At 43.0% G+C, this 25,524-nt stretch carries 18 protein-coding genes and 4 tRNA genes; 9 read left to right on the plus strand and 13 right to left on the minus strand.

Annotation, left to right across the window (positions count from 1 at the left end):
- Positions 1-386: 386 nt before the first annotated feature.
- Positions 387-1,718, plus strand: coding sequence for an anaerobic C4-dicarboxylate transporter (locus R7Q48_RS20575; RefSeq protein WP_005376060.1), 1,332 nt, complete (start codon positions 387-389; stop codon positions 1,716-1,718).
- A gap of 87 nt (positions 1,719-1,805) precedes the next feature.
- Here the strand turns inward: R7Q48_RS20575 and R7Q48_RS20580 are convergent, their stop codons facing one another.
- Positions 1,806-2,294, minus strand: a complete 489-nt coding sequence (locus tag R7Q48_RS20580) for an NYN domain-containing protein (RefSeq protein ID WP_005387978.1) — start codon at positions 2,292-2,294, stop codon at positions 1,806-1,808.
- A 119-nt stretch (positions 2,295-2,413) separates the two neighbouring features.
- On the opposite strand from R7Q48_RS20580, the gene R7Q48_RS20585 reads away from it, so the two are divergent.
- Positions 2,414-2,854, plus strand: coding sequence for a DUF4174 domain-containing protein (locus tag R7Q48_RS20585; protein ID WP_005376058.1), 441 nt, complete (start codon positions 2,414-2,416; stop codon positions 2,852-2,854).
- Between the two features lie 16 nt (positions 2,855-2,870).
- Here R7Q48_RS20585 and cobA read toward each other — a convergent pair whose 3' ends face one another.
- The 4 genes from cobA to nirB all read right to left on the minus strand — a co-directional run bounded on the left by cobA (position 2,871) and on the right by nirB (position 7,781).
- Positions 2,871-3,629, minus strand: coding sequence for a uroporphyrinogen-III C-methyltransferase (gene cobA, locus R7Q48_RS20590; RefSeq protein ID WP_258458081.1), 759 nt, complete (start codon positions 3,627-3,629; stop codon positions 2,871-2,873).
- 206 nt (positions 3,630-3,835) lie between these two features.
- A complete protein-coding gene (locus R7Q48_RS20595) occupies positions 3,836-4,684 on the minus strand; it encodes a formate/nitrite transporter family protein (protein ID WP_005387971.1) in 849 nt (282 codons plus the stop codon).
- Positions 4,685-4,879: 195 nt separating this feature from the next.
- Complete coding sequence (gene nirD / locus R7Q48_RS20600; protein WP_005387969.1) at positions 4,880-5,203, minus strand: nitrite reductase small subunit NirD; 324 nt, start codon at positions 5,201-5,203, stop codon at positions 4,880-4,882.
- A gap of 13 nt (positions 5,204-5,216) precedes the next feature.
- Positions 5,217-7,781, minus strand: coding sequence for a nitrite reductase large subunit NirB (gene nirB, locus R7Q48_RS20605; RefSeq protein WP_318132430.1), 2,565 nt, complete (start codon positions 7,779-7,781; stop codon positions 5,217-5,219).
- A 526-nt stretch (positions 7,782-8,307) separates the two neighbouring features.
- On the opposite strand from nirB, the gene rnk reads away from it, so the two are divergent.
- The 3 genes from rnk (at position 8,308) to R7Q48_RS20620 (ending at position 12,172) form a co-directional block, all read left to right on the plus strand.
- Positions 8,308-8,715: a nucleoside diphosphate kinase regulator gene (rnk, locus tag R7Q48_RS20610; protein WP_005376048.1), complete on the plus strand. Its 408-nt coding sequence runs from the start codon at positions 8,308-8,310 to the stop codon at positions 8,713-8,715.
- Between the two features lie 239 nt (positions 8,716-8,954).
- Complete coding sequence (locus R7Q48_RS20615; RefSeq protein ID WP_213898396.1) at positions 8,955-9,908, plus strand: diguanylate cyclase domain-containing protein; 954 nt, start codon at positions 8,955-8,957, stop codon at positions 9,906-9,908.
- Positions 9,909-10,387: 479 nt separating this feature from the next.
- A complete protein-coding gene (locus R7Q48_RS20620) occupies positions 10,388-12,172 on the plus strand; it encodes an Ig-like domain-containing protein (protein ID WP_213898300.1) in 1,785 nt (594 codons plus the stop codon).
- Between the two features lie 64 nt (positions 12,173-12,236).
- Here the strand turns inward: R7Q48_RS20620 and R7Q48_RS20625 are convergent, their stop codons facing one another.
- Positions 12,237-13,832 carry a DUF11 domain-containing protein gene (locus R7Q48_RS20625; RefSeq protein ID WP_151515535.1) on the minus strand — a complete coding sequence of 532 codons (1,596 nt, stop codon included), beginning with the start codon at positions 13,830-13,832 and terminating at the stop codon, positions 12,237-12,239.
- A gap of 678 nt (positions 13,833-14,510) precedes the next feature.
- On the opposite strand from R7Q48_RS20625, the gene R7Q48_RS20630 reads away from it, so the two are divergent.
- On the plus strand, positions 14,511-15,797 hold the full coding sequence (locus R7Q48_RS20630) for a hypothetical protein (protein ID WP_213866317.1): 1,287 nt from the start codon (positions 14,511-14,513) through the stop codon (positions 15,795-15,797).
- Between the two features lie 72 nt (positions 15,798-15,869).
- Here the strand turns inward: R7Q48_RS20630 and R7Q48_RS20635 are convergent, their stop codons facing one another.
- From R7Q48_RS20635 to R7Q48_RS20645, 3 genes are all read right to left on the minus strand, one after another.
- Positions 15,870-17,552, minus strand: a complete 1,683-nt coding sequence (locus R7Q48_RS20635) for an Ig-like domain-containing protein (protein ID WP_213871362.1) — start codon at positions 17,550-17,552, stop codon at positions 15,870-15,872.
- 981 nt (positions 17,553-18,533) lie between these two features.
- A tRNA-Cys gene (locus R7Q48_RS20640) sits at positions 18,534-18,607 on the minus strand.
- Between the two features lie 36 nt (positions 18,608-18,643).
- A tRNA-Leu gene (locus R7Q48_RS20645) sits at positions 18,644-18,730 on the minus strand.
- 301 nt (positions 18,731-19,031) lie between these two features.
- Here R7Q48_RS20645 and R7Q48_RS20650 point away from each other — a divergent pair.
- Positions 19,032-19,961 carry a CHAD domain-containing protein gene (locus R7Q48_RS20650; protein WP_262639148.1) on the plus strand — a complete coding sequence of 310 codons (930 nt, stop codon included), beginning with the start codon at positions 19,032-19,034 and terminating at the stop codon, positions 19,959-19,961.
- Between the two features lie 69 nt (positions 19,962-20,030).
- Positions 20,031-20,819 (plus strand): lipase family protein, encoded by a 789-nt coding sequence (locus R7Q48_RS20655; protein ID WP_033907029.1) that lies wholly within the window; start codon positions 20,031-20,033, stop codon positions 20,817-20,819.
- Positions 20,820-20,893: 74 nt separating this feature from the next.
- Here R7Q48_RS20655 and R7Q48_RS20660 read toward each other — a convergent pair whose 3' ends face one another.
- From R7Q48_RS20660 to R7Q48_RS20675, 4 genes are all read right to left on the minus strand, one after another.
- Positions 20,894-21,148, minus strand: a complete 255-nt coding sequence (locus tag R7Q48_RS20660) for a hypothetical protein (RefSeq protein WP_005375990.1) — start codon at positions 21,146-21,148, stop codon at positions 20,894-20,896.
- Between the two features lie 130 nt (positions 21,149-21,278).
- Complete coding sequence (gene amyS / locus R7Q48_RS20665; RefSeq protein ID WP_017633649.1) at positions 21,279-22,802, minus strand: alpha-amylase; 1,524 nt, start codon at positions 22,800-22,802, stop codon at positions 21,279-21,281.
- A gap of 307 nt (positions 22,803-23,109) precedes the next feature.
- Positions 23,110-23,183: transfer RNA gene (locus R7Q48_RS20670), tRNA-Cys, on the minus strand.
- Positions 23,184-23,219: 36 nt separating this feature from the next.
- Positions 23,220-23,306, minus strand: a tRNA-Leu gene (locus R7Q48_RS20675).
- A 550-nt stretch (positions 23,307-23,856) separates the two neighbouring features.
- Between R7Q48_RS20675 and R7Q48_RS20680 the strand changes: the two genes are divergently transcribed.
- A complete protein-coding gene (locus tag R7Q48_RS20680) occupies positions 23,857-25,488 on the plus strand; it encodes a methyl-accepting chemotaxis protein (protein ID WP_053303666.1) in 1,632 nt (543 codons plus the stop codon).
- The last annotated feature ends 36 nt before the right edge of the window (positions 25,489-25,524 follow it).

The raw sequence follows: 25,524 nt of genomic DNA on the forward strand, positions 1-25,524 counted from the left end.
CTTTATACCCAAGCACCAATCGCAATGCAAACTATTATCCTTTGCGTTTTCATAACAAAGAAGCACTCTTAGGGTTAGTTATGACTGTATTTCCGCATTCTGTGAAACTGTAAGGTCTGGTTACGTATGCGATGAATAGCAACAAACTCTTAAACCTCTTCGCATTTAACGCTCACATGATCGCAAAAATACACAGCATAAAAACACCCTGATAAAACTGTGTTAACAGTTCCCCTGTGTAGCGTGAGTTATTGCCAATAATTGAATATTGCTGTTTCTTATCCAGCGGATTGTGAACAACATGAAGTATTTTCTTTCTGAATATCGAGACAATACAAAGAGGTAATTTGGCTATGTAGCCCTCTGTTTTGAATAAGGAAATCCACATGTTGTATCTTGAGTTTCTATTTTTGCTCGTGATGCTGTATATCGGCTCACGTTATGGTGGTATAGGCCTTGGGGTCGTATCCGGAATTGGCTTGGTGATTGAAGTCTTCATCTTTAAGATGCCGCCAACCTCTCCTCCTGTCACCGTCATGTTGATCATTTTAGCGGTGGTAACATGTGCTTCCATTCTTGAAGCCGCTGGCGGTTTGAAATACATGCTGCAAGTTGCCGAGCGTGTGCTTCGTAAGAACCCAAAACGCGTCACCCTTATTGCTCCGTTCGTGACTTACTTTATGACCTTCCTACTTGGTACAGGTCACGCGGTTTACTCTATCATGCCAATCATTGGCGACGTTGCGCTTAAAAACGGCATTCGTCCAGAGCGTCCTATGGCTGCCGCTTCTGTCGCCTCTCAAATCGCAATCACAGCCTCGCCAATTTCAGCAGCAGTGGTTTACTACTTGGCGCAACTCTCCGACATTCAACACGAGATCACTCTGCTCTCAATTCTGCTCGTTACCGTACCTGCAACGCTATTCGGTACGTTGTTGATGTCACTTTACAGCCTAAAGCGTGGTAAAGAGCTAGACGACGATGAAGAATACCAAGAGCGTTTGAAAGATCCTGTGTGGAGAGAAAAAATCCTCAACACAACTGCAACGTCTCTTGATGAAGTACTACCAACAAGTGCTCGTAACTCTGTATTGCTGTTCATTGCTTCTATCTTGGTTATCGTCGTTATCGCGATGTGGCCAGACATTCGTACCATCGTAGATGGCTCGAAGCCAATCAGCATGGCAGTTGTGATTCAAATGATGATGCTCTGCTTCGGCGGTATCATTTTGCTTGCGACCAAAACTGACCCGCGTGACGTACCAAATGGGGTGGTATTTAAATCTGGTATGGTGGCGGCGATTGCTATCTTCGGTATTGCATGGATGTCAGATACCTACTTCCAGTACGCTATGCCTCAATTTAAATCTGGCATCGTAGAGATGGTAACCAACTATCCTTGGACATTCGCGCTTGCGTTATTCATTGTGTCGGTTGTGGTGAACTCTCAAGCTGCAACGGCTCGCATGATGCTGCCTGTTGGTCTCGGCTTAGGTTTGGAACCTGCGCTGCTTATCGGCTTGATGCCAGCGGTATACGGCTACTTCTTTATTCCCAACTACCCTTCAGATATCGCGACTGTGAACTTCGATACATCGGGCACAACTAAGATTGGTAAGTGGTACTTCAACCATTCATTCATGTCTGTGGGCTTAATCGGCGTGATTGGTGCGTGTTGCTTGGGTTACTTGCTAGGGCAAATGATCATTCCTTCGTAACTAGCCAAATCAACGATAAATTAGAGGCGAGTCATTGTACGTTTTCGTACAGCCTGAGTGACTCGCCTTTCTTTATTGCACTATTAACTACAGCAAGAAATCGTCATCAATCGCGACAAAATTGTCGGCACAATCAATCAGAGTTTGAGATGTAAGTTTAGGTACACCATAAACGGTCACCGTTTTATTGAAGCGCTGCTGAATTCTCTCTACTAGCAGACTAAAGTCTCCATCTCCCGAAACTAGAATCACTTCCTCAACTTCGGGAGCAATTTCAATTGCATCGAGAGTAATACCCACATCCCAATCGCCTTTCGAGCTACCATCACGACGCTGGATGTAGGGTTTCAGCATCACCTCAAAGCCAACACCACGAAGAATATGGTGGAACTGACGTTGCTTGGGATCATTGCTCGCAATAGCATAAGCACGAGCACTTACCACCTCTTTCCCTTGTGTGGCAACATACCAAAACTGGTTGTAATCAAAATTGCTTCGATACGCTTCGCGACAGGTGTAATACACATTCTGTACATCAACCAAAATAGCGATTTTTTGTTTGCTTTCCGAACTCATCTATTTCTACGCTCAATTTATTTGCTGCCTACCCTATGCCAGTTTTGGAAAAAGCACAATGAGCCAATTCCACTAAACTTAACGTATAAAAAGTTATTTGGGTTTCTAGGGGAACTGTCATGGGCGGAAAGTTACTAGTGATACTACTTTCTTGTATCTTGTCATCGACAGCATTTGGTTATCCAGCGCACTCCAAATACTGGCCACATAGAAGTGTGCTCTACTTTGCGCCGGAAAATGATGAATACGTCAAACAATTCTTGCTAGAAACACTTATGAATGAGTGTGAGTTGGAAGACAGAGATGTCGTCACACTGGTCATTACAGAGCAAGGGTATACCTTTCCTGCTTGGCTTAAAGAAGAGTTCGACTTAAAAATGCTAGCTCGTCTTTATGAGGTCGAAAAAGGATCTCACACCGCTATTTTGCTTGGTAAAGATGGTCTAGAAAAGCACCGCTGGGGCGCAGAAACAGACTGGCCGTTTATCAACAACCTCATTGATCAAATGCCTATGCGTAAGCAAGAAATGCAGAGGCAGCAAAGCCCCTGTAAAATATAGTCACTTCTGGGCAATGTTACTTTGCGAACCAATCCAACTTGTTGTGAAGTTGAGTCACGCTACCAACCACAATCAATGCTGGGCTCACGGCTTGCTCTGCCATGATCGATAGCTCGTTCAACTTTCCTTGGAACACGCGCTGCTCTGGGCGCGTACCGTTTTCAATAATGGCGCATGACATCTCAGGATCTAACCCATGAGTGATCAGCTTATCCATAATATGGCCGCTTTGCTTCAAACCCATGTAGAATACAAGCGTGTTATTAGACTGAGCTAGTGAATGCCACTCAATTTCACGACCATCTTTTTGTACATGACCAGTGATAAATTGAACGCTTTGTGCATGGTCGCGGTGTGTTAATGGAATACCAGCATAAGCCGTTGCACCCGCTGCTGCTGTGATACCCGGAACCACTTCGTATTTGATGCCAAATTCGGCTAGCTCTTCTAGCTCTTCACCACCACGGCCAAAGATAAATGAGTCCCCACCTTTTAGGCGCACAACGCGCTTACCTTCTTGCGCTTTTTGCACCAAGATTTGGTTGATTTGATCTTGAGGCACACAGTGAAAATCGAGTTTTTTCCCAACATAAATCATCTCTGCTGATGCATGAGCCAACTCAAGAATCTCTTTTGATACCAAACGGTCGTATACAACAACTTCAGCCGCTTGAATGGCTTTTAAGCCTTTTACTGTGAGCAAATCAGGATCACCTGGACCTGCACCAACAAGAGAAACAAAGCCGCTGTTTAAAGATGAGTGAGCAGTAGTCATATCAACGCCTATCGAAAAATTTAGATATAAAGAGTAACACTCGCGTTATGCACTTAGGGCTAAAACCACTCTAAGGAGTTATTACTTTTTATAGCTAAATCAATAAAATATGTCGCGAAAGTGAAAGTTAAAAATTGAAATCTAGTTAGAGAATAGTCCCGCCCATCCAGAAGCGGGACCATATTAAGCGAATTACCCGTTAATGGTTATTTAGCCATTGCAGGTTGCGCTTTTACTTCTTCTTCAGCATTGATAGAAGGCGCAGTTTTAGCGTGAGTTAGGTACAGTGGAATACAAGTCATTACTAGACCACCAACAATGTTACCTAGGATGGTTGGGATAAGGTTGAAGTTCAACCAAGTCGCGATACCAAAATCCGCACCTAGAATCATACCTAGTGGGAATAGGAACATGTTTACTACTGTGTGCTCGAATACTAGAGCGAAGAAGATGAAGATTGGGAACCACATCATTGCTACGCGACCAGATACTGAACGTGCTGTCATGTTGCCGATAACGCCTAGACATACCATTAGGTTACAGAAGATGCCGCGTACGAAACACGTGATCCATCCGTCCATACCCATGTTTTCAAAACCAAGGCTACGCGCGGTAGAAACAGCCACAAATTTCTTCGCTACTGCGTTCAGTTCTAGAGAGAAGTTACCTGTTAGAGAGATAGCCACTAGGTAAGCAACGATCAGAGAACCGATAAGGTTACCCAAGCCTACAAGACCCCAACAACGGAAGATACGACCCCAAGTGATGCCCGGACGGTTAGCAAACTTAGCCAGAGGCGCTAGACCAAAAACACCGGTTACTAGGTCATACCCCATCACACTTAGAATTACGAAACCAACGGGGAAAACAAGTGCTCCTACAAGACCGATACCCGTTTGTACAATCGCGGTAATAGCAACCACCACCGCAAGCGAAAGAATAACGCCAGCCATCGTACCGCGAAGCAGAAGGTCTCGCGTGCTTGTATTGGTTTTCGCTTCACCAACATTGATCATGGTTTGCACGAATTCTGCAGGCTTAAAATCAGTAGACATGAATGTGTCCTTATCCAAAATTGAAAGTTAAAAAGTTAAAGATTGAATAGAGAAAGGCTTCCCGTTGACACCTGAACGCTGTCTACAACACCTCGCTTCCCTGTTCCCCTGAGATGATGCTTGGAAAGCCTTTGTCTATTGAATCTAGGTTTCAGTTCATTCCCTCCCCCTAAGAGGAGGGAATGAAAACCAAGCTTACGCAGAGATTTCTACTTCGCCGTTGGTTACGCGGGTTTTGTACGCTTTCACGCTAAAACGCTCGTCTTCCATGCACGCACCTGTTGTCAGGTTAAAGCGTTGCTTCTTAAGTGGGCTAGCCACCCAAAGCTCGCCTTGGTGCTCACAGATCAAACCGCGAGAAAGCACGTTTGATTGGAAGAACGGGTCTGTGTTGCTGATCGCCAGCACTTCTTCTGCTTGTGTTGGGCGGAATACCGCAACTTGCTGACCATCAACCAGTGCACAAACACCTGTGCCCGGTACGATGTCGCTGATTTGGCAAATCTTTTCAAATGACATAATCAACCTTCCCTTATGCTTCAGTGATCGCTACGTGTAGGATGTCGCCTTTCGCTTCAGGATGTTTTTCCGTGAAGGTTGCAGGGCGGTGCTGTTCACGCTCTTGTACAAACACAACGTTTTCATCGCGCTTGTCAGAGTTGATGAAGTGCGCGAAACGAGTCAGTTGTGATTCGTCGTTGATGGTCGCAGTCCACTCACACTCGTACTCGTCTACAAGCTTCGCTACATCAGCTTCTAGTTGAGTGTTGATGCCAAGTTTGTCTTCAACAATCACTTCGCGTAGGTAGTCAACGCCACCTTCCATGTTTTCCATCCAAACTGATGTGCGTTGTAGTGGCGCAGCAGTACGGATGTAGAACATCATGAAGCGGTCGATGTACTTGATTAGTGTTTCTTTATCTAGGTCACTTGCAAGTAGGTCTGCGTGACGAGGTTTCATACCACCGTTACCACATACGTACATGTTCCAACCTGCGTCAGTCGCGATAATACCAAGGTCTTTACCTTGTGCTTCCGCACACTCACGAGTACAGCCAGAAACACCGAACTTCATCTTATGAGGTGTACGAATGCCTTTGTAACGGTTCTCGATGTAAGAACCCAGACCAACAGAATCTTGAACGCCGTAACGACACCACGTTGAGCCAACACAGGTCTTCGCCATACGAAGGGCTTTTGCGTACGCTTGACCTGTTTCGAAACCAGCGTCGATAAGCTTGCGCCAGATCTCTGGAAGATCGTCTTTTTGAGCACCGAACAGACCAATACGTTGAGCACCGGTTACTTTGGTGTATAGGTTGTATTCTGCAGCAACGTTCGCTAACGCACCCAGTGCCTGAGGTGTTACTTCACCACCCGCCATACGTGGGATAACAGAGTAAGTACCGTCTTTTTGGATGTTACCTAGGAAGTTATCGTTCGTGTCGTGCAACTTAACCAGTTGTGGCTTAAGGATGTGCTCACCCCAGCAAGAAGCCAAGATAGAACCTGCCAGTGGCTTACAAACTTCACAGCCGTAACCTTTACCGTATTTCTCTAGAAGCTCATCAAACGTTTTGATCTCTTCAATGCGGATTAGGTGGAACAACTCTTGGCGTGAGTATGCAAAGTGCTCACACACGTCGTTCTTCACTTCGATACCCGATTTAGCAAGCTCAGCATTTAGAACAGACGTCACTAGAGGAATACAACCACCACAGCCTGTACCTGCGCCAGTCACTGCTTTGATGTCGCCCAATGTGTGGTGACCATCGGCAACCGCCTGTGCGATCTTGCCTTTTGTCACGTCGAAACATGAACAGATCACTGCGCTTTCTGGTAGAGCGTCTGCACCTAGTGCTGGTTTCTCAGCGCCTGCGTGTGCAGGAAGGATCAGCGCATCTGGGTGTTCTGGTAGGTCGATTTCGTTCAACATAAGTTGAAGCAGGTCGCCGTAGTCAGACGTATCGCCAACCATAACCGCGCCAAGCAGTTTCTTGTTGTCTTCAGAAACGATAAGACGTTTGTAAACTTCTTGCTCTTCGTTTTGGTAAACGTAACTCTTACAGCCTTCAGTACGACCGTTCGCGTCACCGATAGAGCCTACTTTCACGCCAAGAAGTTTCAGCTTCGCAGACATGTCAGCGCCTTCGAATTTGCTTTCTGTGTTACCTAGTAGGTGATCAACAGCGACTGTCGCCATCTTGTAACCAGGAGCAACAAGGCCGTAGAACATTTCGTTCCAAGACGCACACTCACCAATCGCGTAGATGTTCTCATCAGAAGTCTGACAATGGTCGTTGATAGCAACACCACCGCGAGGTGCCACTTCTAGCTCCATTTGGCGTGCCAGTTTGTCTTGTGGACGAATACCTGCAGAGAATACGATGAAGTCTGTTTCTAGCTCTGAACCGTCAGCAAAACGCATAACATTGCGTGCGTTTGTGCCTTCTGCCGCAATCTCAAGAGTATTTTTGCTGGTGTGAACGTTCACGCCCATACGCTCGATCTTTTGACGAAGTTGGTTACCACCAGCAAGGTCAAGTTGCTCTGCCATTAGCTTTGGTGCGAACTCAACAACGTGTGTTTCTACACCCAGAGCTTTCAATGCGCCCGCAGCTTCAAGACCTAGCAGACCACCACCGACAACAACGCCTGATTTGCTCTTCTTCGCACACGCTTCGATCGCTTTAAGATCTTCGATAGTACGGTAAACAAAACAGTCTTTGCTTTCGTGACCTTTGATAGGTGGAACAAATGGGAATGAGCCAGTAGCAAGAATCAGCTTGTCGTATTGAACTTCGCGACCAGTGCTTGAGTAAACAATGCGGTTTTCACGGTTGATGTTAATCGCGCGTTCGCCGATCAGCATGTTAATACCGTGTTTCTCGTAGAAGCCTTCTTTCACTAAAGAAAGTTCATCTGCAGTATGGTGAGAAAAGTAAGAGGAAAGGTGCACACGGTCGTATGCGACACGAGGTTCTTCACAGAAAACCGTAATGTCCATATTAGACATATCAGCTTTCTCGACTAAGTCTTCAATGTAACGGTGGCCTACCATACCGTTACCGATGACTACTAGCTTCAACTTGCTCATTGTACTTCCTAAGGGTTAGGTTCTTATCACTGAGCGCATTGTTAATTGTGAAAGAAAATTAATACATGATGTAAATCAATTACAATTTCAAACTACCCTAAAGGGGTAGATGAACGTATTTATCTGACTATTGCGAAATAAAAAGTAATTTATTAACGGATATTGGTAGTTTTAACAAACTGAGATAACCGAAGCCATGCTAGCAACGGACTATACCGTTTTGCTTTATGAAGTAAGGCTGACCATCGAAACCGAGCACACCTACGATAAATCCTGTTTTGCTTCTAAACGACGCACTCACTTGACTTCACTGTTTCAAGGTGATCAGAGAACAATATCTGAAGTGATTGAAAGATTTAGAAAAATCAAGCTTCACAACAAAAATTTTTTACTAGCTAAGTCGCACTATAAAGACTAAAATCAGGTTTAGTTCATATGGAATAGCGTCCATATGATTGATACCGTAATTGACATATAGAGTGCCGTCCCATTTTTGTGAGGCGGCCTTTTATTTGGGAGTCATAAAATGTCAGAAAACAATTCTATCTACATCTCAAGCTTAGATATGAACCGAATCACGGCCTTGTTGGATAAAATGCCAAACATCGCAGCGGAGCTTGTGGAATTAGAAGCAGAGCTCGACCGAGCAACAGTTCTTGAGCCAGAACAAATGCCAGATAACGTGGTCACGATGAACTCGACTGTAGAGTTTAAATTTTCAGGTGAAGATAGAACCATGACAAAGACACTGGTTTACCCTTCTGAACTGAAAAGCAGTGATGATATCTCTATTTTTGCGCCCGTAGGCAGCGCACTGATCGGTTTGTCTGTTGGTCAAAAACTTGAATGGCCAATGCCAAATAATCAAGTGAAGACAATTGAAATTGTCGATATCACCTACCAGCCTGAGCGTTGTGGTGCACTAAACCGCTAACCCTCAGTAGTCCCGGTGCAAAGGCCTCCATTTAAGACTTTGCACCAGGAGAGCCCCTCGCTTATCCCCTATTTCCCTCTTTGTTTTTCCAAGCATTTACTTTGCTGCTCTTAAGTAACATCACCGATTCTTTATTATTTACCGCATATTCAATACTTATATCTCCAAGCTCAATCATAGAAATTGCAAAGTATTTTTCGTATATTGTCGCTCCGAAAACGACGTAAATTATGCGCAAAATGGAAGAATATCTAACTCGAATTGCCGTCTTAGAAAAAGAAAATGAAGAGCTGAAGCGGAAAAATGCGCGACTACAAGAAAAGTTGAATGCTGCACTCGACAGTAATGGACTGTGTTTGTGGGAGCAGCATATTCCTTCAGGTACTTTGACGATATTCAATATGCAATGGGGCAAAATGCTAGGTTATCAGCCCCATGAGTTAACCGCGACGGTTGAAACGTGGAAAAACAATCTCCACCCTGAAGATTATGATCTTGCGGTGGGTGCATTTGAAGATCACCTAGCTGGCAAAACCGACCTTTATGAGGTAGTTCATCGCATGATTCATAAAGACGGCAGTGATAGTTGGGTCTACGATCGAGGGCGCATCGTCGAGTATGGTTCTGATGGCGAACCACTACGCATGATGGGCACTCATATCGATATTACAAAAGAAAAGCGATATGAGCAGCAACTGGCTAAGTTAGCTTCGAGTGATCCATTGACCGGACTATTAAATAGAAAAGCAATTGAGGAAAACTTTAATCATCAACCTCAAACCAAGCCGTCTCAGCAGTCTGCCTTAGTGTTTGTTGATATAGATAATTTTAAAGCAGTTAACGACCAGCTAGGCCATCATACTGGTGATACTCTCCTCATTAATATAGCCAATAGCTTAACAGAGCTTGCGCCAAGCAAGTCTCAAGTCGGACGCATAGGAGGAGATGAGTTTGTCGTTTTAAGCTCTTATTCAAATCAAGAAGAAATATCTCAACTTTGTGATCGACTCTTAAGTTCCATCATTCCTGTGATAAATCAGGACTTAAATAAAGTAACGATTGGAATGAGCATCGGTGTTTGTCTATTTGATAAAGGAAAACAACAGTTTAATGAAGTTTATCAAAAAGCCGATCATGCAATGTATGAGATAAAGAAAAATGGCAAAAATGGCGTTGCCTATATCCAGATATAATAAGTCTCTTGTTTTTTGAAATTAATATTTCTTTAATTTGAAAATTTTCTCTATGGAATTGATAGCGTCTTATTTTTAATAAGTAATTTATATATAAAACAAAAGAAATAACAAACAATTAAGAGTGTTGCATACTACACGGTGTAATATTACTACTGTCTTTGTAACTACTTTTGTTGCATACAATATTGTCTCTTATTATTTTTATAAAAACCACCAATAAAAAGTAGTTAAACATTATAATTCATGAACTTATAAAAACCGAAATGCATGGTTGAATTTTAACCACCCCTTCTGCTAATATCTCGCCTCGTGTTTAAAAGTAATAAACACACACAAATATAAAACAAACTTTATAAAACATAATGCACACTTGATAATTACTGGTTCTATTTGGGTAGAGCTCGTTATTTATTTTATTTAAAACATTATGAATTTGTAATTTCATTTAATATCAAAATATTAAGTAGGTATATAAATTGAAGAAGGTCATCCTCCCTCAATTGGGCTTTGTTGCGTCAAATTTACGCTTGCTAGCTCTTGGCTTTGTAACCCTCGTGTCAGCATATTCTTTTTCATCAGAGGCTTATGTTGAGCAAGTGGCCAGTGGTGAACAAAAAACATTAGTTGTACTCGTCAATTTCCAAGAAAACCCTCAAGAGATCCCGATCTCTAAAGAAGACGCCCATCATGTTGTTTTTAATACCGTTAGCGACTTCTATTCGCAAATGTCCCAGGGGCAACTTTGGCTAACTGGTGATGTTGCTGGAACATTCACCTTGCCGATATCAAACCAAATTTGCGATGATGATGCTGTAGCTGCGGAAGCCAACAAAATGGCTGAAACTGCGGGATATCAACTATCAAACTATGACCGTTTTATCTACTTAACAACCAAAACTGGATGTGCATCAGAAGGCTCTGGTAGTCAAGGAGTAACTCCCTCTAGAGCGTCAATAAATGCGGTTTTCGAGCCTCGAGTTATCGCCCATGAATTAGGACATAATTTTGGATTGCATCACGCTTCCGCACTCGACTGTAAAGACGGTACGTTGGCTGGTGATTGCCGTGTCATAGAGTACGGTGATAGCTACGATACGATGGGTAACTACGATATGGGTTACTTTAGCGCCTTCCAACTGGAAAACTTAGGGTGGCAGACCTCCCCTGCTCAAATCATTTCTAGTGATGGTGTTTACTCTATTGATGCCTATGAAGACTTTGAAAGTACTTCATCAAAAGTTTTAAAAATCCCAAGAGGTACCGATCCAATTACAGGCCAGCGCCAATGGTTTTACGTTGAATATCGACAAGCTCTTGGCTACGACAGCTTTTTACGTGACCGTTCGTACATCGTATACCGCCAAGATGTGACAGAAGGTGTGGTTGTGCGCCTAGCGACAGACGGTGATCTTAAAAGTAGCCGCTTGCTACACATGAAGCCTGACTCCACTTTCAAACAATTATTTGGGAGTAATGACTGGGAAGACCCCGCTCTTCCAATCGGTGGAACGTTCACCGATCCAAAAACAGGCGTGTCGATTACTTTGGAAAGTGCTAATGGTCAAAACGCACAGGTCAGTGTCATATTTGGTGGTGAATCAGGGCAATGCGTTGCGACATCGCCTCTACTCTCTCTAACCCCACTTTCAGGTTCTGATGCTAATGCCGGAGAAACATTAGCGTATAATCTAAAAGTGACGAACCAGAACAATACAGAATGTGCAGACGCGACCTATACAACAGCTTTAAGCGTTCCTGACGGATGGAATTATGACGCAAGTGCCTTGACGGTTCCTTCCGGCATGAGTGCAGAAACGACGGTCATGGTTACGTCAAACAGCGATGCTCAACCGAACTCTTACAGCATAGCCGTTGACGTTATAGATGCTGAAAATGAACAATCAGCCAAAACCGAGCTACCTTACACAGTGTTATCTGAGTCAACGTCACCACTTGAAGCGGTGAATGATAGCGTAACGATCAGTGATAAATCCGTCGTTCGCATCCAACAGTTAAATAATGACTCATTTGAACAATCGACTTCTCTTGCAATTACGGTCGCTAAGCCAAACAAAGGCAGCGCCCGTGTACTGAGCGATGGCTCCATTGAATACATACCTTCGAAGAAGTTTAAGAATAATGATTCATTCACTTATACGATCAGTGACGGTCAATCTTCTTCAACCGCGACGATTAGCATCACCTTACAATCGAGTTCTGGTGGTAATGGTGGTGGAAACGGTAAAGGGAAACCGAACTAAATCACGCAATTCAATATGAAAAAGCCTGGAGAATACTCCAGGCTTTTTATTCACAAGACGTCAATTAGTTGCTTGGTGCAGGACAAATGTCACAGTCTGCAGAAGCTGTATTCGTCGCTTGAGTATTATCGATTTTCAAGAAACCAACCGCTGTCACAGTATCACGGAAAGATTGTGTTTCTGCATTGCTAAATGCCGTTGGGATATAGCTACCAGTATAAGACTGACATTGATCCGAAGCGAGTTCGATATTATCTACCACTTTCACGTCATCAGAAGTATCCTCAGGCGTACCTGAGTCATCCACAACAGAAACATTCACTAAAGTAAGTCCAGGCGTTGTGTTACATACCATTCCCGAGAAGCTCACTTCTGCAATGATACCGTTTTCAGTAAGTTTGAAGCCGCTTTCACATGATTTCGTTACACTAATCATTGGAGACAAGCTCAATGACTCACATGGATCACTCGCTGTATCAGTAATGGTCGCTTGACCACCCGGAGTCGCAGCTGCTGTGACTCTTACTGTATTAGTTAGACCGTTATTTGTACTTTCAAAACTGCCGCTGTATGAAGCACTGTCACCTGAAGCAATGGCACCTAAGCTATGTGTAGTACCTGCTTCTAAATCCTCTACAACAACATCGTATAGCGTACCAACACCATCATTAATCACGTCGCCGCTGTATGAGTAAACGTAACCATCTTCTGTTTCATTCACGACCGCTTGATTACATGTTTTAGTGATATCAACACTACACAACTCAAAGTCACCAACCACAAAGTCTTTCAACTGAGCGGTAATACTGCTTGATGCTCTTGTTTCGGCTGCAAATGAGCTAAAACAGGTGTCTGTTTGTAGAAGTTCAGTAAGGTTTACACCACCTTCAAAGAAGGTTTCTGGAGGGAAGACATTTTCGACACCACTTTTTGGCGTATACGCCCATGGTGCAGGTGAGTCAGTTGTATTGGTTGAAGCACACACATCTTGCGCGCCCGGTGAACACAGTGCATTTGTCTTAACTTTCAAACGTAAGTTTGTCGCAGCACACTGACCATCTTGTGGATTATTGTTATCAGCTTTCGCACAAGTTGTGTCCCATTCAAGAACCAAAATTTCTGGCCCCTCATTTGCCCCTTGCAAATAATTCACCTGAATCAAAAGGTCGCCAGCAATATGTTGACCAGTGAATGTACCGTCTGGGTTTGTACTGACTGAGTCTTGATAAAACCAAAAACCTAAGAAGGCATCACCGCTGTTACCAAAGCGGTCTGCACCAAAGGTGAGTACAAGGTCATTATTAATGTTGTATGCCGCTGCATACGCATGAAGAATATCCCCTTTATCAAGTACCGTCCCAGTCTTCCAACCGAGTTCTGGTATGTCTTTGATGTCTTTATTACCACCAGTAAAGATTGTATCCGGTGTTGCCGTGTCATTCTCAAAGCTAAATACTAATGCTCCACCACTGTTTGGCGGCGTTGACCAGTCATCTGGAGCTCCCACTCCAGAGTCATCTATCGCATTAGCATTTGCTTCTAACTCAAATACGCCATCTGTTGGTGTTGCAAATGCAGAGCTACCTATTAGCAAACTTGTAAATATTGCATAAAGAAAGCTCTTCATCGTATGCCAGATACCTGACTTACAAGAATTCATAACCTACTCCTTAGAACGCTTCTAAAGCTAGACGAAGGTCCCTATGTCATTAATTGCCTTTTAAGAAAGAGTGAAAGCGAGATACAACTTTCGTTTCGGCTTGTATAACGCATAGAGCATGCCACTACTTAAGGTTATGATTTTATTAAACTAAATATTTTCAACAGCGAAGAGAATGAACAGAGTGTTCAATTTTAAAGAAAGAGAAAGAAAACAAAAGAGACAAAAAACCTACGATAACAAAGATATATACGTGTTCTAGGATAATGTTACAGATTGACACTTTATTGTTTACACCTGTGACAGGTGCACAAAAACGACGGTATTGAAACTGTCCACTATGAATATGAAATATACGCTTACTCACCTGCTCCAACTAATGTGAAGGTGATGTGTAACACGTGTTTGCATAGTGTTACATCCTTTACACATCTAATTGAATACTCATTTAACTAAAACATATTCAGTAGTTTAGCGAATAAGTTTTAGCCCAACCATTTATGAAAATATAAACAAACTGTTCACCCCTCTGTACAAAAATAAAAAATAACCAACAAATACAAAAGGTTAAATATGGAACACTCTATGCTAGTCAACCGACGCAGTTTAACTCTGTGAGAAAACTATCACGTATGTGGGCTCAAGGACGTAGCGAGCCCACTTACACAAGGAGGTTTTATGAAAACCATATTTAACTCTTGGTGGGGCAATAAGAGTTACCGTTGTTCCACTTTATGTAGCCAGAATATACTTACAGCGATCAATATCAGCAGCATGTTTAAGCTGTTTACTTGGGTCATAGCGGTTAGCTTAGTGCTGAGCTCTCAAATTGTTTACGCATCCGCTGGCGACCCTTCAAGCCGAGGCGTGCAACCAATATTTGTTGAAGGGAATAACACCTGTCAACAATTACTTCCAGGGATCGATGGTTTGATAGAATACAAGCTTGAGCCAGTTACAGACGGCACTTTCGGTGATGGCATGCTTGAAGTGGTTATTGATCAACAACCTGGGGCAAAAACCTTCAGTTGGGATCAAGGTGATAGCCCTGTGATTATGCAAGCTATCTTTGTTAAAGGTGGTCCTGACGGAAACCTATATAACTACTTCACAGATGGATTATTGTATCAAGATGATGCCTTGCTGCATTCACCTGTAGGGAAAAATGGTAGATACTATGGCTTAAGTCATATTTCATTCTGTTACACACCAGGCGTACCAGACATTAAAATCACTAAAACTTGTACATTTGGTGATATTGTCAATGGTAACACTTTGAAATACAACTATAAACTCACTGTAGAAAACACCGGTGACTTTGCATTGTATGATGTTGTGGCAACAGACACTACAGCCGTTGACAACGATATGGCTGCTGGTGACCATGTGTTCAATTTAGCGATGCTCGCCGTTGGACAAACGCAAGAGTTTAATGGTTCGTTTATTATTGACCAAAACGGTATCACTAACTATGCAGAAGTAAGCGCAGCACTTGAAACTGGTGGTGGTGTTGCGGTTTCTGACAACGCAGATTGGGAATGCCCAAGCCAAAACATCCCTGGTTCATTGTCTCTAGAGAAAGACTGTAGTGTCGTCGTCGTGAATCGATTTGAAGATACTGGTATTAATGAATACGGTCTTCAAGTCAATTACAGTGGTAGTGTATGTAATACCTCCAATGTCACCATTGACGGCATTGTCGTAATCGACAACAAAGACTCGAATCCAATCCAGGTTGGTATGCTTGCGCCTGCTGAGTGTTACGACTTTACTGGTAACTACGAGCCAATCCCAGGAGATGGTGAAGGCCTTCCATTACCGGGTGAAGAAGTCAGAGCGTTTACAGATACTGTGGATGCGAGTGGTGAAACTATCTTCGGTAATGTTGTCGTAGAAGCGATAACAGCGTCTGCAGAATGTACGCTATGTCCAACTTGTCCAGAGCCTGTTAACTGCCCTGAATAAGGTCTACTTACAACTTAATAAAACAACGCCTGACGTTAACTCGTCAGGCGTTTTCTTTCGAACTATATCGTTCTATTTATTCTTACCTTTCCCATTGTTACCAGAGTTGCCAGAATCTCCACCAGCTGAGGACTCTAACTTCACTGAGACCTGAGCGGTCGAGCTGCTTTGACCATCACCTATGGTATAGGTAAAGCTGTCATTATTTTTGAATTTCTTCTCAGGTGTGTAACGCAGGGTGCCATCTGATAACAGCTCTAGTCGCCCCTTACTTGGTCTAGTAAAAGAAACCACGCTTGCAGAGTTTTGCTCTCCAACAACATCGTTTGCCATCACATCGATAATCACCGACTGTTTCGAAGACATAGTCACCTGATCATCAACAGCAACGAGCTCTGGTGATGGCGAGATTTCATTGGTTACAGAGTAATTCACGGATGCTGCGGTTTGCAGACTTGAGTCTTCTCCGTGCGTCACGATCATCTTCAAAGCATAGTCTTTATCACTAGCGTCAACCGAAGATACGACTGATATCATTACTTGTCCGGTTCCACCTGCTGCTAGCGTGATTGAATTGCTGCTTGCTTTCCAACCAGTTGGCACTGACGCGTTCACAGAAAAACTGCTCGCTGAACAATCTGCACTATCTTTGTTAGTAATAGTGACCTGATATTGAACCTCATCGCCGGCTGCAACCGAGTGGCTTGTTGCAGCTTTCGCAGTCACTGATGGAGCATTAACAGTACAAGTCCCGATATTACCGTTGTCAGAGTCGTCAAAGACAACGCTTACTTCGGCGATGCCGTTCGCTGCACTCACCAAACTCAATGTTACACCTGAGTCTGGGTCAGTATAGCTACCACCGACCGGCATAGATGGGTCAAACCAGTCATTTCGGCCAAAAACCGCACGATATTCAGAATCAGTTTTAAAGTGAAGCAGATTACTGCTGCGCCCATCGCCTTCTACAGCGCTTCGAATGATGATGCCATCCGTAACGTCCCCACGATAGAACGAGTAAGAACGAGCATCTAAAAAGTCGTCAAACCCAATAGACTGGCGGTATTCAATGTAAAACCATTTTTTTGCACCTGTAGAAGGATCAGTACCACGAGGTACTTTTATCGTAACTGGCTGAGCACTAGTCGTCTCGTAATTCGCGATGGAGTATGTACCATTTTGAGTAACTTCCAGTGTCTTTGAAGCGTGCTCTCCCTCTAGCCATCCTAGTCGCTCGCGCTGGAAAGTATTCAAATAGCCGATGTCTGGACCACCCATTACATCATAGGTATCACCGTATTCACGCAACGTACAGTTGTCTGAAAGCGTATGCTCGCCACAATCAAGAGCACGAGAGTGATGCAAACCAAAGTTATGTCCAAGCTCATGAGCGATATTCATCGGAGAAAAATCACCATTGATGTGCGCGCGTGAAGGCATGCCATCAATAGTTGCGGATCCAGCGACACCACATGCCGTTTTTGTCATCAAGTAAACAATACGATCGTACTCTTCAAGCTTCACTCCCGCTGCGATGGCTTCTTGATCCGCTGCATCTTGAACAGCGGTAAAGTCACAAACCTGATTAGACAACGGTAGATTAAACCAACCCACGACTTTCCCAGACAGCCACATTTGATCAAAAGAGCTTTCACGGTAGAAGTCATTGACTGTACCAAAGATTAGATTATTTGCTTCTGACAAAGTTAATGGCTGCTCATTTGGGTTTTCTTTGAAGTTCAGCAGGATAACCAATGTATTTTGCTGTCCCGTCGTATTTCCTGCTGCACTGGCGTAATGGATGCTCTGTAAACAAGCGAATATTACCAATAAAAATGACAACCCTTTATTTAGGGTTGTTCTATTTATTTTAATATTTTTTATCACTGCTTCACCTAATTTTAATTTAATAACGAGTTCACCTTCCTGCCAATATAAGCAGAAATGGTAGGGTAAAATCATATAAATTTTAGGCAATAAAATGCCCTAGCCTATAAAGCCAAATATGTTCCTATATACATCAACATGGTTATAAAAGGATAACCACCAAAAATATAAGAGCCGGAATCATAGCAAAGCAACCGGTCAAAATTCAACCAGAGTGATAAGTAATTTAGGTTAAGTTTGTGTAATAATAAATTTATCCATTTTTGTCAGTTACTTAAAATAACCTTATGATTGTTTTATATGAACAACCTTTGTATTCAACAATGACTTTAATAAATCACTTGCACTACAGCCAATTTAAATCATTAAAAATCAAACAAGTAGAAATTTAACTAAAACAATCTCAATTTCATCGCATAAAGTTATAACCTTTAAATTCATCAACTTAATAACGAGTCATTCTAATAATATACCTCAACAACTCATGAGTAATATTATCCACCTTTGATTGTTAAATTTACGTTAAATTAAAGTGGTGAAAATTTTTGGCTCACCTAGTTTTATACTCGATTAAAAGACAGACTGAGAGATACAGTGCAATATCAACTAGAGACATATAGAGAAACAAGCAGGATATATGCGCAACTTTATTTTCAATATTGAACTAAAATCACATTGATAATATAACGCTATAGATAGCAATTCAGGAAAACCTGTTAAAGAGTGATTAACTGATAATTGAGGTTGGTATTTGTACAAAAATTAATTATTCAATAATAAATGTGTATTAGAATAGTTTGACAATACCAGATAGTAAAAAACCGGCACAAGGCCGGTTTTTAGAAATAGTGGAGGCGCATCCCGGAGTCGAACCGAGGTCCACGGATTTGCAATCCGCTGCATAGCCACTCTGCCAAGGCGCCTTTCTGATTTTTTATCTCTGTCACCAAAGATTTTGATGGTGCCCCGGGCCGGACTTGAACCGGCACAGCGCGAACGCCGAGGGATTTTAAATCCCTTGTGTCTACCAATTCCACCACCAGGGCAACGCAATCATGCGATGGGTTAGACACCATCTGTCTCAGCGACCTTTGCCGTGAGAACGAGGCGTACTTTAACGGATTAATTTATCTGGTCAACAAAAAATTAGTCTTTTTTATTCAAATGGTTAAAAAGCCAACTCAAACGAACAAAGGGCGATCATTTTGCTCACAAGAACATCAGCATGCTTTGCTCTCGTTTACTTTGCTTCATCACTTCATGTCAATGGGGAATCGACAAGTCGCACAAATTGGCAGTATGCGTATAAACTTAACTCGTACTGCAGGGGACAAATAAGCGCTCATCATGTTTCGAAAGTCATCATTTCAATTACCGCTACACACTGATTCCGAACTCGACTTCGTAGTGCCCTACTTCTTCCTTAGTGAATTTGATTATGCACGCTCTCTGGAGCTGGGAGTCATCGAAGACTTGGATCCTGAATATACTCACCAGTATCGCGTCACACTGAGGCGCATACGCTCACTATGCTTACTACTTCGCGAACTGCTCCCTCCTTTTGAACAGCGTATTTTGAAACCTCATTTAAAAATAATGATGAAGAAAACAAATAAGCTGCGTGATTTGGACGTATTTATCTTGGACAAAAACCAATACATTGAAATGCTCCCAAATCACAAATCGTCTCTTGAGCAGCTTTTTGGCTTTATCGAAGCCGAACGTGCTTACGAACAGGCAAAAGTTACGCGTTGGCTAGCTACAGAAGAATACACAACGCACTGCACTTTGGTCAGGAATAGTCTGCTGCGAAGTACGCAACACGAACGAGTGGATAGCAACGTACCTGCGTTACTCTTCGCAAGCCAAAAAATCTCCGATCAATTTAAAAAAGTTGATAAAGCACGACGCAAGATCTCGGACAAAAGTCGTGACAGCGTGATTCATTCGATGCGGATAAAGTGCAAAGCGCTTCGTTATTTGTTAGAAGGATTTTCCACGCTCTATCCTTCCCAACAGCACAAAAACAACGTGAAACAACTAAAACTATTGCAAGACAAGCTCGGTGACTTTAACGACACTTCAAGTCAAATTGAATTTTTCGCACAACTCAAAGAGACAGCAAATCTCAATAAACAAGATCGTAAGGCTTTGAAAAAGCTAATTAACGTGCTTAGCGAACATCATGCACTCTCTCGCCAAACCATCTTGACGCATTTAAGGCAGTTTGAGTCTTTCATTCGCGATACCAATACACAGAATCTCTATCGGCTCTAAATCAAGGTTCACGTATTTTTAATATTCATTAATTACAGTCAATCGTTAGGCTCCACTAAGAAAGATAACGTGAAACCATTAAAACGATACCAATACGAGCGCTATGCGGTGCTTTGTAATCTCGCCTACCCTCGCGTCTTCAGGCAAACTCAATACGGGTTCGATCCTAATGGGCAACGAGTCATTAGAAATGAACACGGTAAGATTATGATTCGCGTGCTCTGGAGTAAAAAACAGAGTGAAGTGGTCGTAGTGATTAAAGGCTCACACAGTATCAGTGATTGGTTGTTGAACTTCGCGATGTGGACGAGAAGCTGTCGAAGGTTGGGACTAAACTATCGCATTCACGCGGGTTTCTATCATCTTCTGTTTCAAGAAAGTTTACCGAGCCGAAATGAAGATCGGTTGGGGTTGACCGTGCTCGAGCGCCTCGAAGGTATCGTTGTACCGCTCATTCTCAGGGGAAAAAGAATCACTATTACTGGCCACTCTTCAGGTGGCGCGATTGGCAGTGTTTTTGCTGACTATATTGAGAAAAAATACCCAAAAAGCATTAAACGCGTGGTCACTTTCGGACAGCCCGCTGTCGGGGATTGGACGTTTAAGAAACGCTACCGTTTGGGGCACAAAACATACAGGATTTGTTGCGACATCGACATCGTGACCTTTATGCCGCCCGTACCTTTTTTGTATTGGCATGTAGGCAAAATGCTATGGTTATACAACGGGAGAATATACGAGAACACCCCAACGCTCATACGGCTTGGGCGCTCCTTATTTAGTTGGTTAATGCGACCGTTCTCTTATCACTTTATGAGTAAATACATTCGCGACAAAGACTTTTTTGATGAACGCTGAGTTAAACATCCGAAAGGTATGAAGTATAGACACGAAAAAGCCGGACTTCGCCGGCTTTACGATTAAGTGGTGATCTACAGAGAGGCAATTTCTTTTTCAAGTTGATATTTGTTATCTGTGACAATTCGCTCTAACACTTCAACACGTCGCTTCAAGTCACCAATTTGCTTGTTAAGGTTATCTTGTTCTTCTCGGCTCATCGTATTACGTTCAGATATCTCCAACGCTCTTACTTCTTTACGATGGTTCAAGATTAACTTTATTATCCCGCCCCCAAATATGGCACCGAACACAATAGCCACAACCAATACATCAGCAATAGATTCCATTCTTTATCTTCCTCTAGATTATGCTCAACTATAAGTTACTCATTTGTCGAATGAATATCAAATAACACATTGATTCATTGAAGAGTTTTATCAAGAATTGCCTACTCTGTATCAAAATCACAGGAATGGATTATTCAACGCCAACCCAAACCGAGACAGATCCGCCGTTTACTGGGAACTCAGCCCAACCATTCGCATCAGTCCAAACTTCTTCAGTTCGGATACCCAACTTGTCTACGTAGCGAGCACTTGGTTTACCCGTATACATCCACTTCGAGCCGCCAGGTCCATCACTCATGATCACGGCCATTGAATGTGGATGCTTTGCATCACCTTCTCGAGTCCAACCAATTACGTCCCAGTGGTCGAGATAAGAATGTTGTTTGCCATACGCATAATCTTTACGCAGTGTTACTAGCTCTTCAATGTAAGGCACTTTGACCATATTGATGTCATGCCCTTTATCACTGTACTGCGCGCCGTAGTAATCTGCATAAAACACGGATGGATAGCCTTCTTCACGCAATAAGATAAACGCGTAAGCGAGCGGCTTAAACCACCAATCAACCGTCGACTCCAAAGCCTGCAAAGGTTGAGTGTCATGGTTTTCTACTAAGGTTACCGCTTTGACTGAATTGTCCTTCATCAGCGTACCATCCATGATTTGACGCATATCGTAGCTACCACCCGATTTAGACGCATTGTAGAAGTTCATATGTAACGGTGCGTCGAATAGAGACATGCTGCCAGAAGTTTTGGTGATAAAGTTATGCAACTGATTAACATCGTAGTTCCAGTACTCTCCGACCGTGAATAGTTCTTTCCCTGTTTTCCAACGTAGGTGATCAATCCATTCTTGCAGGTATTGATATTTGATGTGCTTCACCGCGTCCATTCTAAACCCATCCACACCCGTCATGTTGATATACCACTCGCCCCAGTCTTTCAGCTCTTGCTTCACTTCAGGGTGATCCATGTCTAGATCAGCGTACATAAGGTAATCGTAGTTGCCTTTTTCCGAGCTAACTTCCCAATCCCATGCCTTACCCTCACCTTTGAATTTGAAGATAGCTTTTTCTTCGCCAGCATCGTCCCAATCCACGCCATCAAAGTGGTACCACGTCCAATGAAAGTTTGAGTACTTGTCGTTGCGCCCAGGGAAATCAAACTCTACCCACGCTTCAATCCATTTATCACCAAGTTCAATATTTCGGTTGTTCCAATCTACTCGCTTGGTATCAACCCAAGACTTTCCATCCGCACCACCGCGATGGTTGAACACCACATCGCCATAAATCTGGATATTGTTTTTATGGGCAGCATTGATGGCGCTTAGGTACTGATCTTTGGTGCCATACTTGGTGCGCACCGAACCTTTTTGATCAAACTCTCCCAAATCGTACATATCATAAACGCCATAACCGACGTCGTTGCTACCACCAGCACCTTTATAGGCGGGTGGTAACCATAACGCAGTAAAGCCGTTATCAGATAGTGCCGAAGCGTTGTTTTCAACTTGTGTCCAGAGTGCACCGTCATTTGGCACATACCAATGGAAATACTGCATCATGGTGCCATTTTGTGCCGCCATTACAGGCGAACTGAGCAGCAAAGTTAAGGGTAAAAGTGTAGGTTTAAGGTTGAATGTTTTCATTATTTTTCTCTCACGTTAAGGACTAGAATCCTCCTTTCTGCATATACGCACCAAGCGATACTAACTATGACGCTAGCTAGGTTGCTGCCTGTAATACAAAAAGTTCGGATTACAATCGAAGAGAAACTATCACCAATCACACTATACAATTATTGAGTTGTCTAACATTTATAAAATCAATGATTAGCGCGTTAAAAATATTGAATGGTGATCAAAACATGGGAGACTTTAGGAAAGCGCGAAGGGTTACGAAAAGGCGGACTAAAAACGAAAAAAGCCAGTCATTTAAGACTGGCTTTCGAAATAGTGGAGGCGCCTCCCGGAGTCGAACCGAGGTCCACGGATTTGCAATCCGCTGCATAGCCACTCTGCCAAGGCGCCTTTCTGATTTTATATCTCTGTCACTAAAGATTTTGATGGTGCCCCGGGCCGGACTTGAACCGGCACAGCGCGAACGCCGAGGGATTTTAAATCCCTTGTGTCTACCAATTCCACCACCAGGGCAACGCAATCATGCGATGGGTTAGACACCATCTGTCTCAGCGACCTTTGCCGTGAGAACGAGGCGTACTTTAACGGATTAATTTATCTGGTCAACAATAAATTTTATCTTTTTGATTTAAGTGCTTAAAAAGCGATCTGCCTAGTATATTTGGCATTCAATTAGACCAATAAGCACTCGTTCCCTTTCATTATCTATTAAGTCATACGCATACTAGTGCCCGTAACTGCTTCGAGGTAAACACGCGACTATCACGTTATGAACGCTGATCTTTTCACCGCTGTAACATCTGTAACAATTTGATTCCCTACTCTTGGCACGACTGCGTACAGAACATCATATTTTGTTACCGATAACTTTATATCGAATGTGGTCGTACCTTTATAAAATCATTGACTTTTTTTATTTTCAAACAAAGCTCAATTCATTATCGAAAATATCAATAAATAATGGTACGTTACACGAGTTGCAGTAATTTAATGGACATATATCACATATAAGGATGTGGTTTACTTTGGCGACACAACATAAGAAAAACAAGGTATATCACTAATGTCTATCAAGAATCTTTCTATAGCGAAAAAGATATCGCTATCGTTTTTACTCATTGCCATCGTCAACATTGCATTTGGCGTGTTTTTATCTACAGAGCTCAAAAGCATCAAATCTGAACTTTTAAACTATACCGATGATACGCTTCCTGCAATGGAAAGGGTCGATTCGATTCGAGACCACTTGTCTCGCTGGCGCCGAGCTCAATTTGCTGCGTACACTTATGAAGACGCAGACCAAGTCAAAACTAAAATTTCTAACAATATTAGAGAACGCGAAAAGATCACTAGAGAGCTCAACGCTTACGGTGAAACTATCTGGCCTGGCGAAGAGCAGCAAACTTACCAGCGTCTTATGCGTCAGTGGAAAAAGTACTTGGATACTATGGACCAGTACAATGAAGCGATGCTAGCTAACGACAAAAGCAAGGCCCACCCTATTTTGGCGAACTCTTTGTCTGCTTTCGAAGCGGTTGACTCAGAGTTAGGCGAACTAATCCGTCTCCTTAAAGAAGCTATGGACAGCAACAAAACTCATATCCTGTCCTCTGTAAATGGATTGAGTAATTCTTCAATTGCAAGTAACGTGATTATTCTACTGATCATGGTAGGCATGACATACGTGCTGACTCGGCTAATTTGTGGCCCACTTAAACTTGTTGTTGAGCAAGCAAATGCCATCGCGACAGGTGATCTATCAAGTGACATTGACCGTAAAGCAATCGGCAATGATGAGCTTGGTGAACTGGCAGACGCGACCACTAAGATGCAAGATGACTTACGCCAAGTTATCGATAACGTGATTGCTGCAGTTACTCAGTTAAGCAGCGCTGTCGAAGAGATGAACCAAATCTCCGATATTTCTGCGTCTGGTATGAAAGATCAACAGCTGCAAATTACGCACATCGCAACAGCAATGACAGAAATGAAAGCGGCCGTAGCCGATGTTGCTCGTAACACTGAAGACTCAGCGAACCAAGCTAACGAAGCAAACCGCCGCACACAACACGGTGTTCGTGAAACCCAAGGTATGGTTGACGCGATTCAAGAAGTTTCAAACGTAATTGGCGCTGCAGGCGATACCGTAGCAGAGCTTGAACAGCAATCGAATAAAATTAACGTTATAGTGGATGTTATCCGCGACATTGCCGATCAAACCAACCTACTTGCACTTAATGCAGCCATTGAAGCGGCGCGTGCTGGTGAGTCTGGTCGTGGCTTTGCCGTCGTTGCAGACGAAGTTCGAACTCTTGCCGGCCGTACGCAAGATTCAACGAGTGAAATCACTTCGATCATTGAGCAGCTACAATCACTTGCAAAAGACGCAAAATCAGCTACTGAACTTTCTAGAACCAGCATCTCAGAATGTGCAGAACAAGGCATTCAATCAAAACAGCTGATGAGCGACATTGAGCATTCGATTTCGGACATCTCAGACATGGGTACCCAAATCGCCACGGCTTGTAACCAGCAAGACTCTGTTGCGGAAGAGCTTAACCGCAGCATTGAAAACATACATTTGGCATCTCAAGAGGTCTCTCAAGGTTCGGAGCAAACCGCACAGGCGTGCCGCGAACTAAGCCAGCTATCCATTTCTCTTAAAGATGTAATGAGCCGCTTTAAACTGAGTTAAACTCAGTGGATACCTTAGTAGATACCAAATCAATCC

This window comes from Vibrio sp. 378, assembly GCF_033339435.1.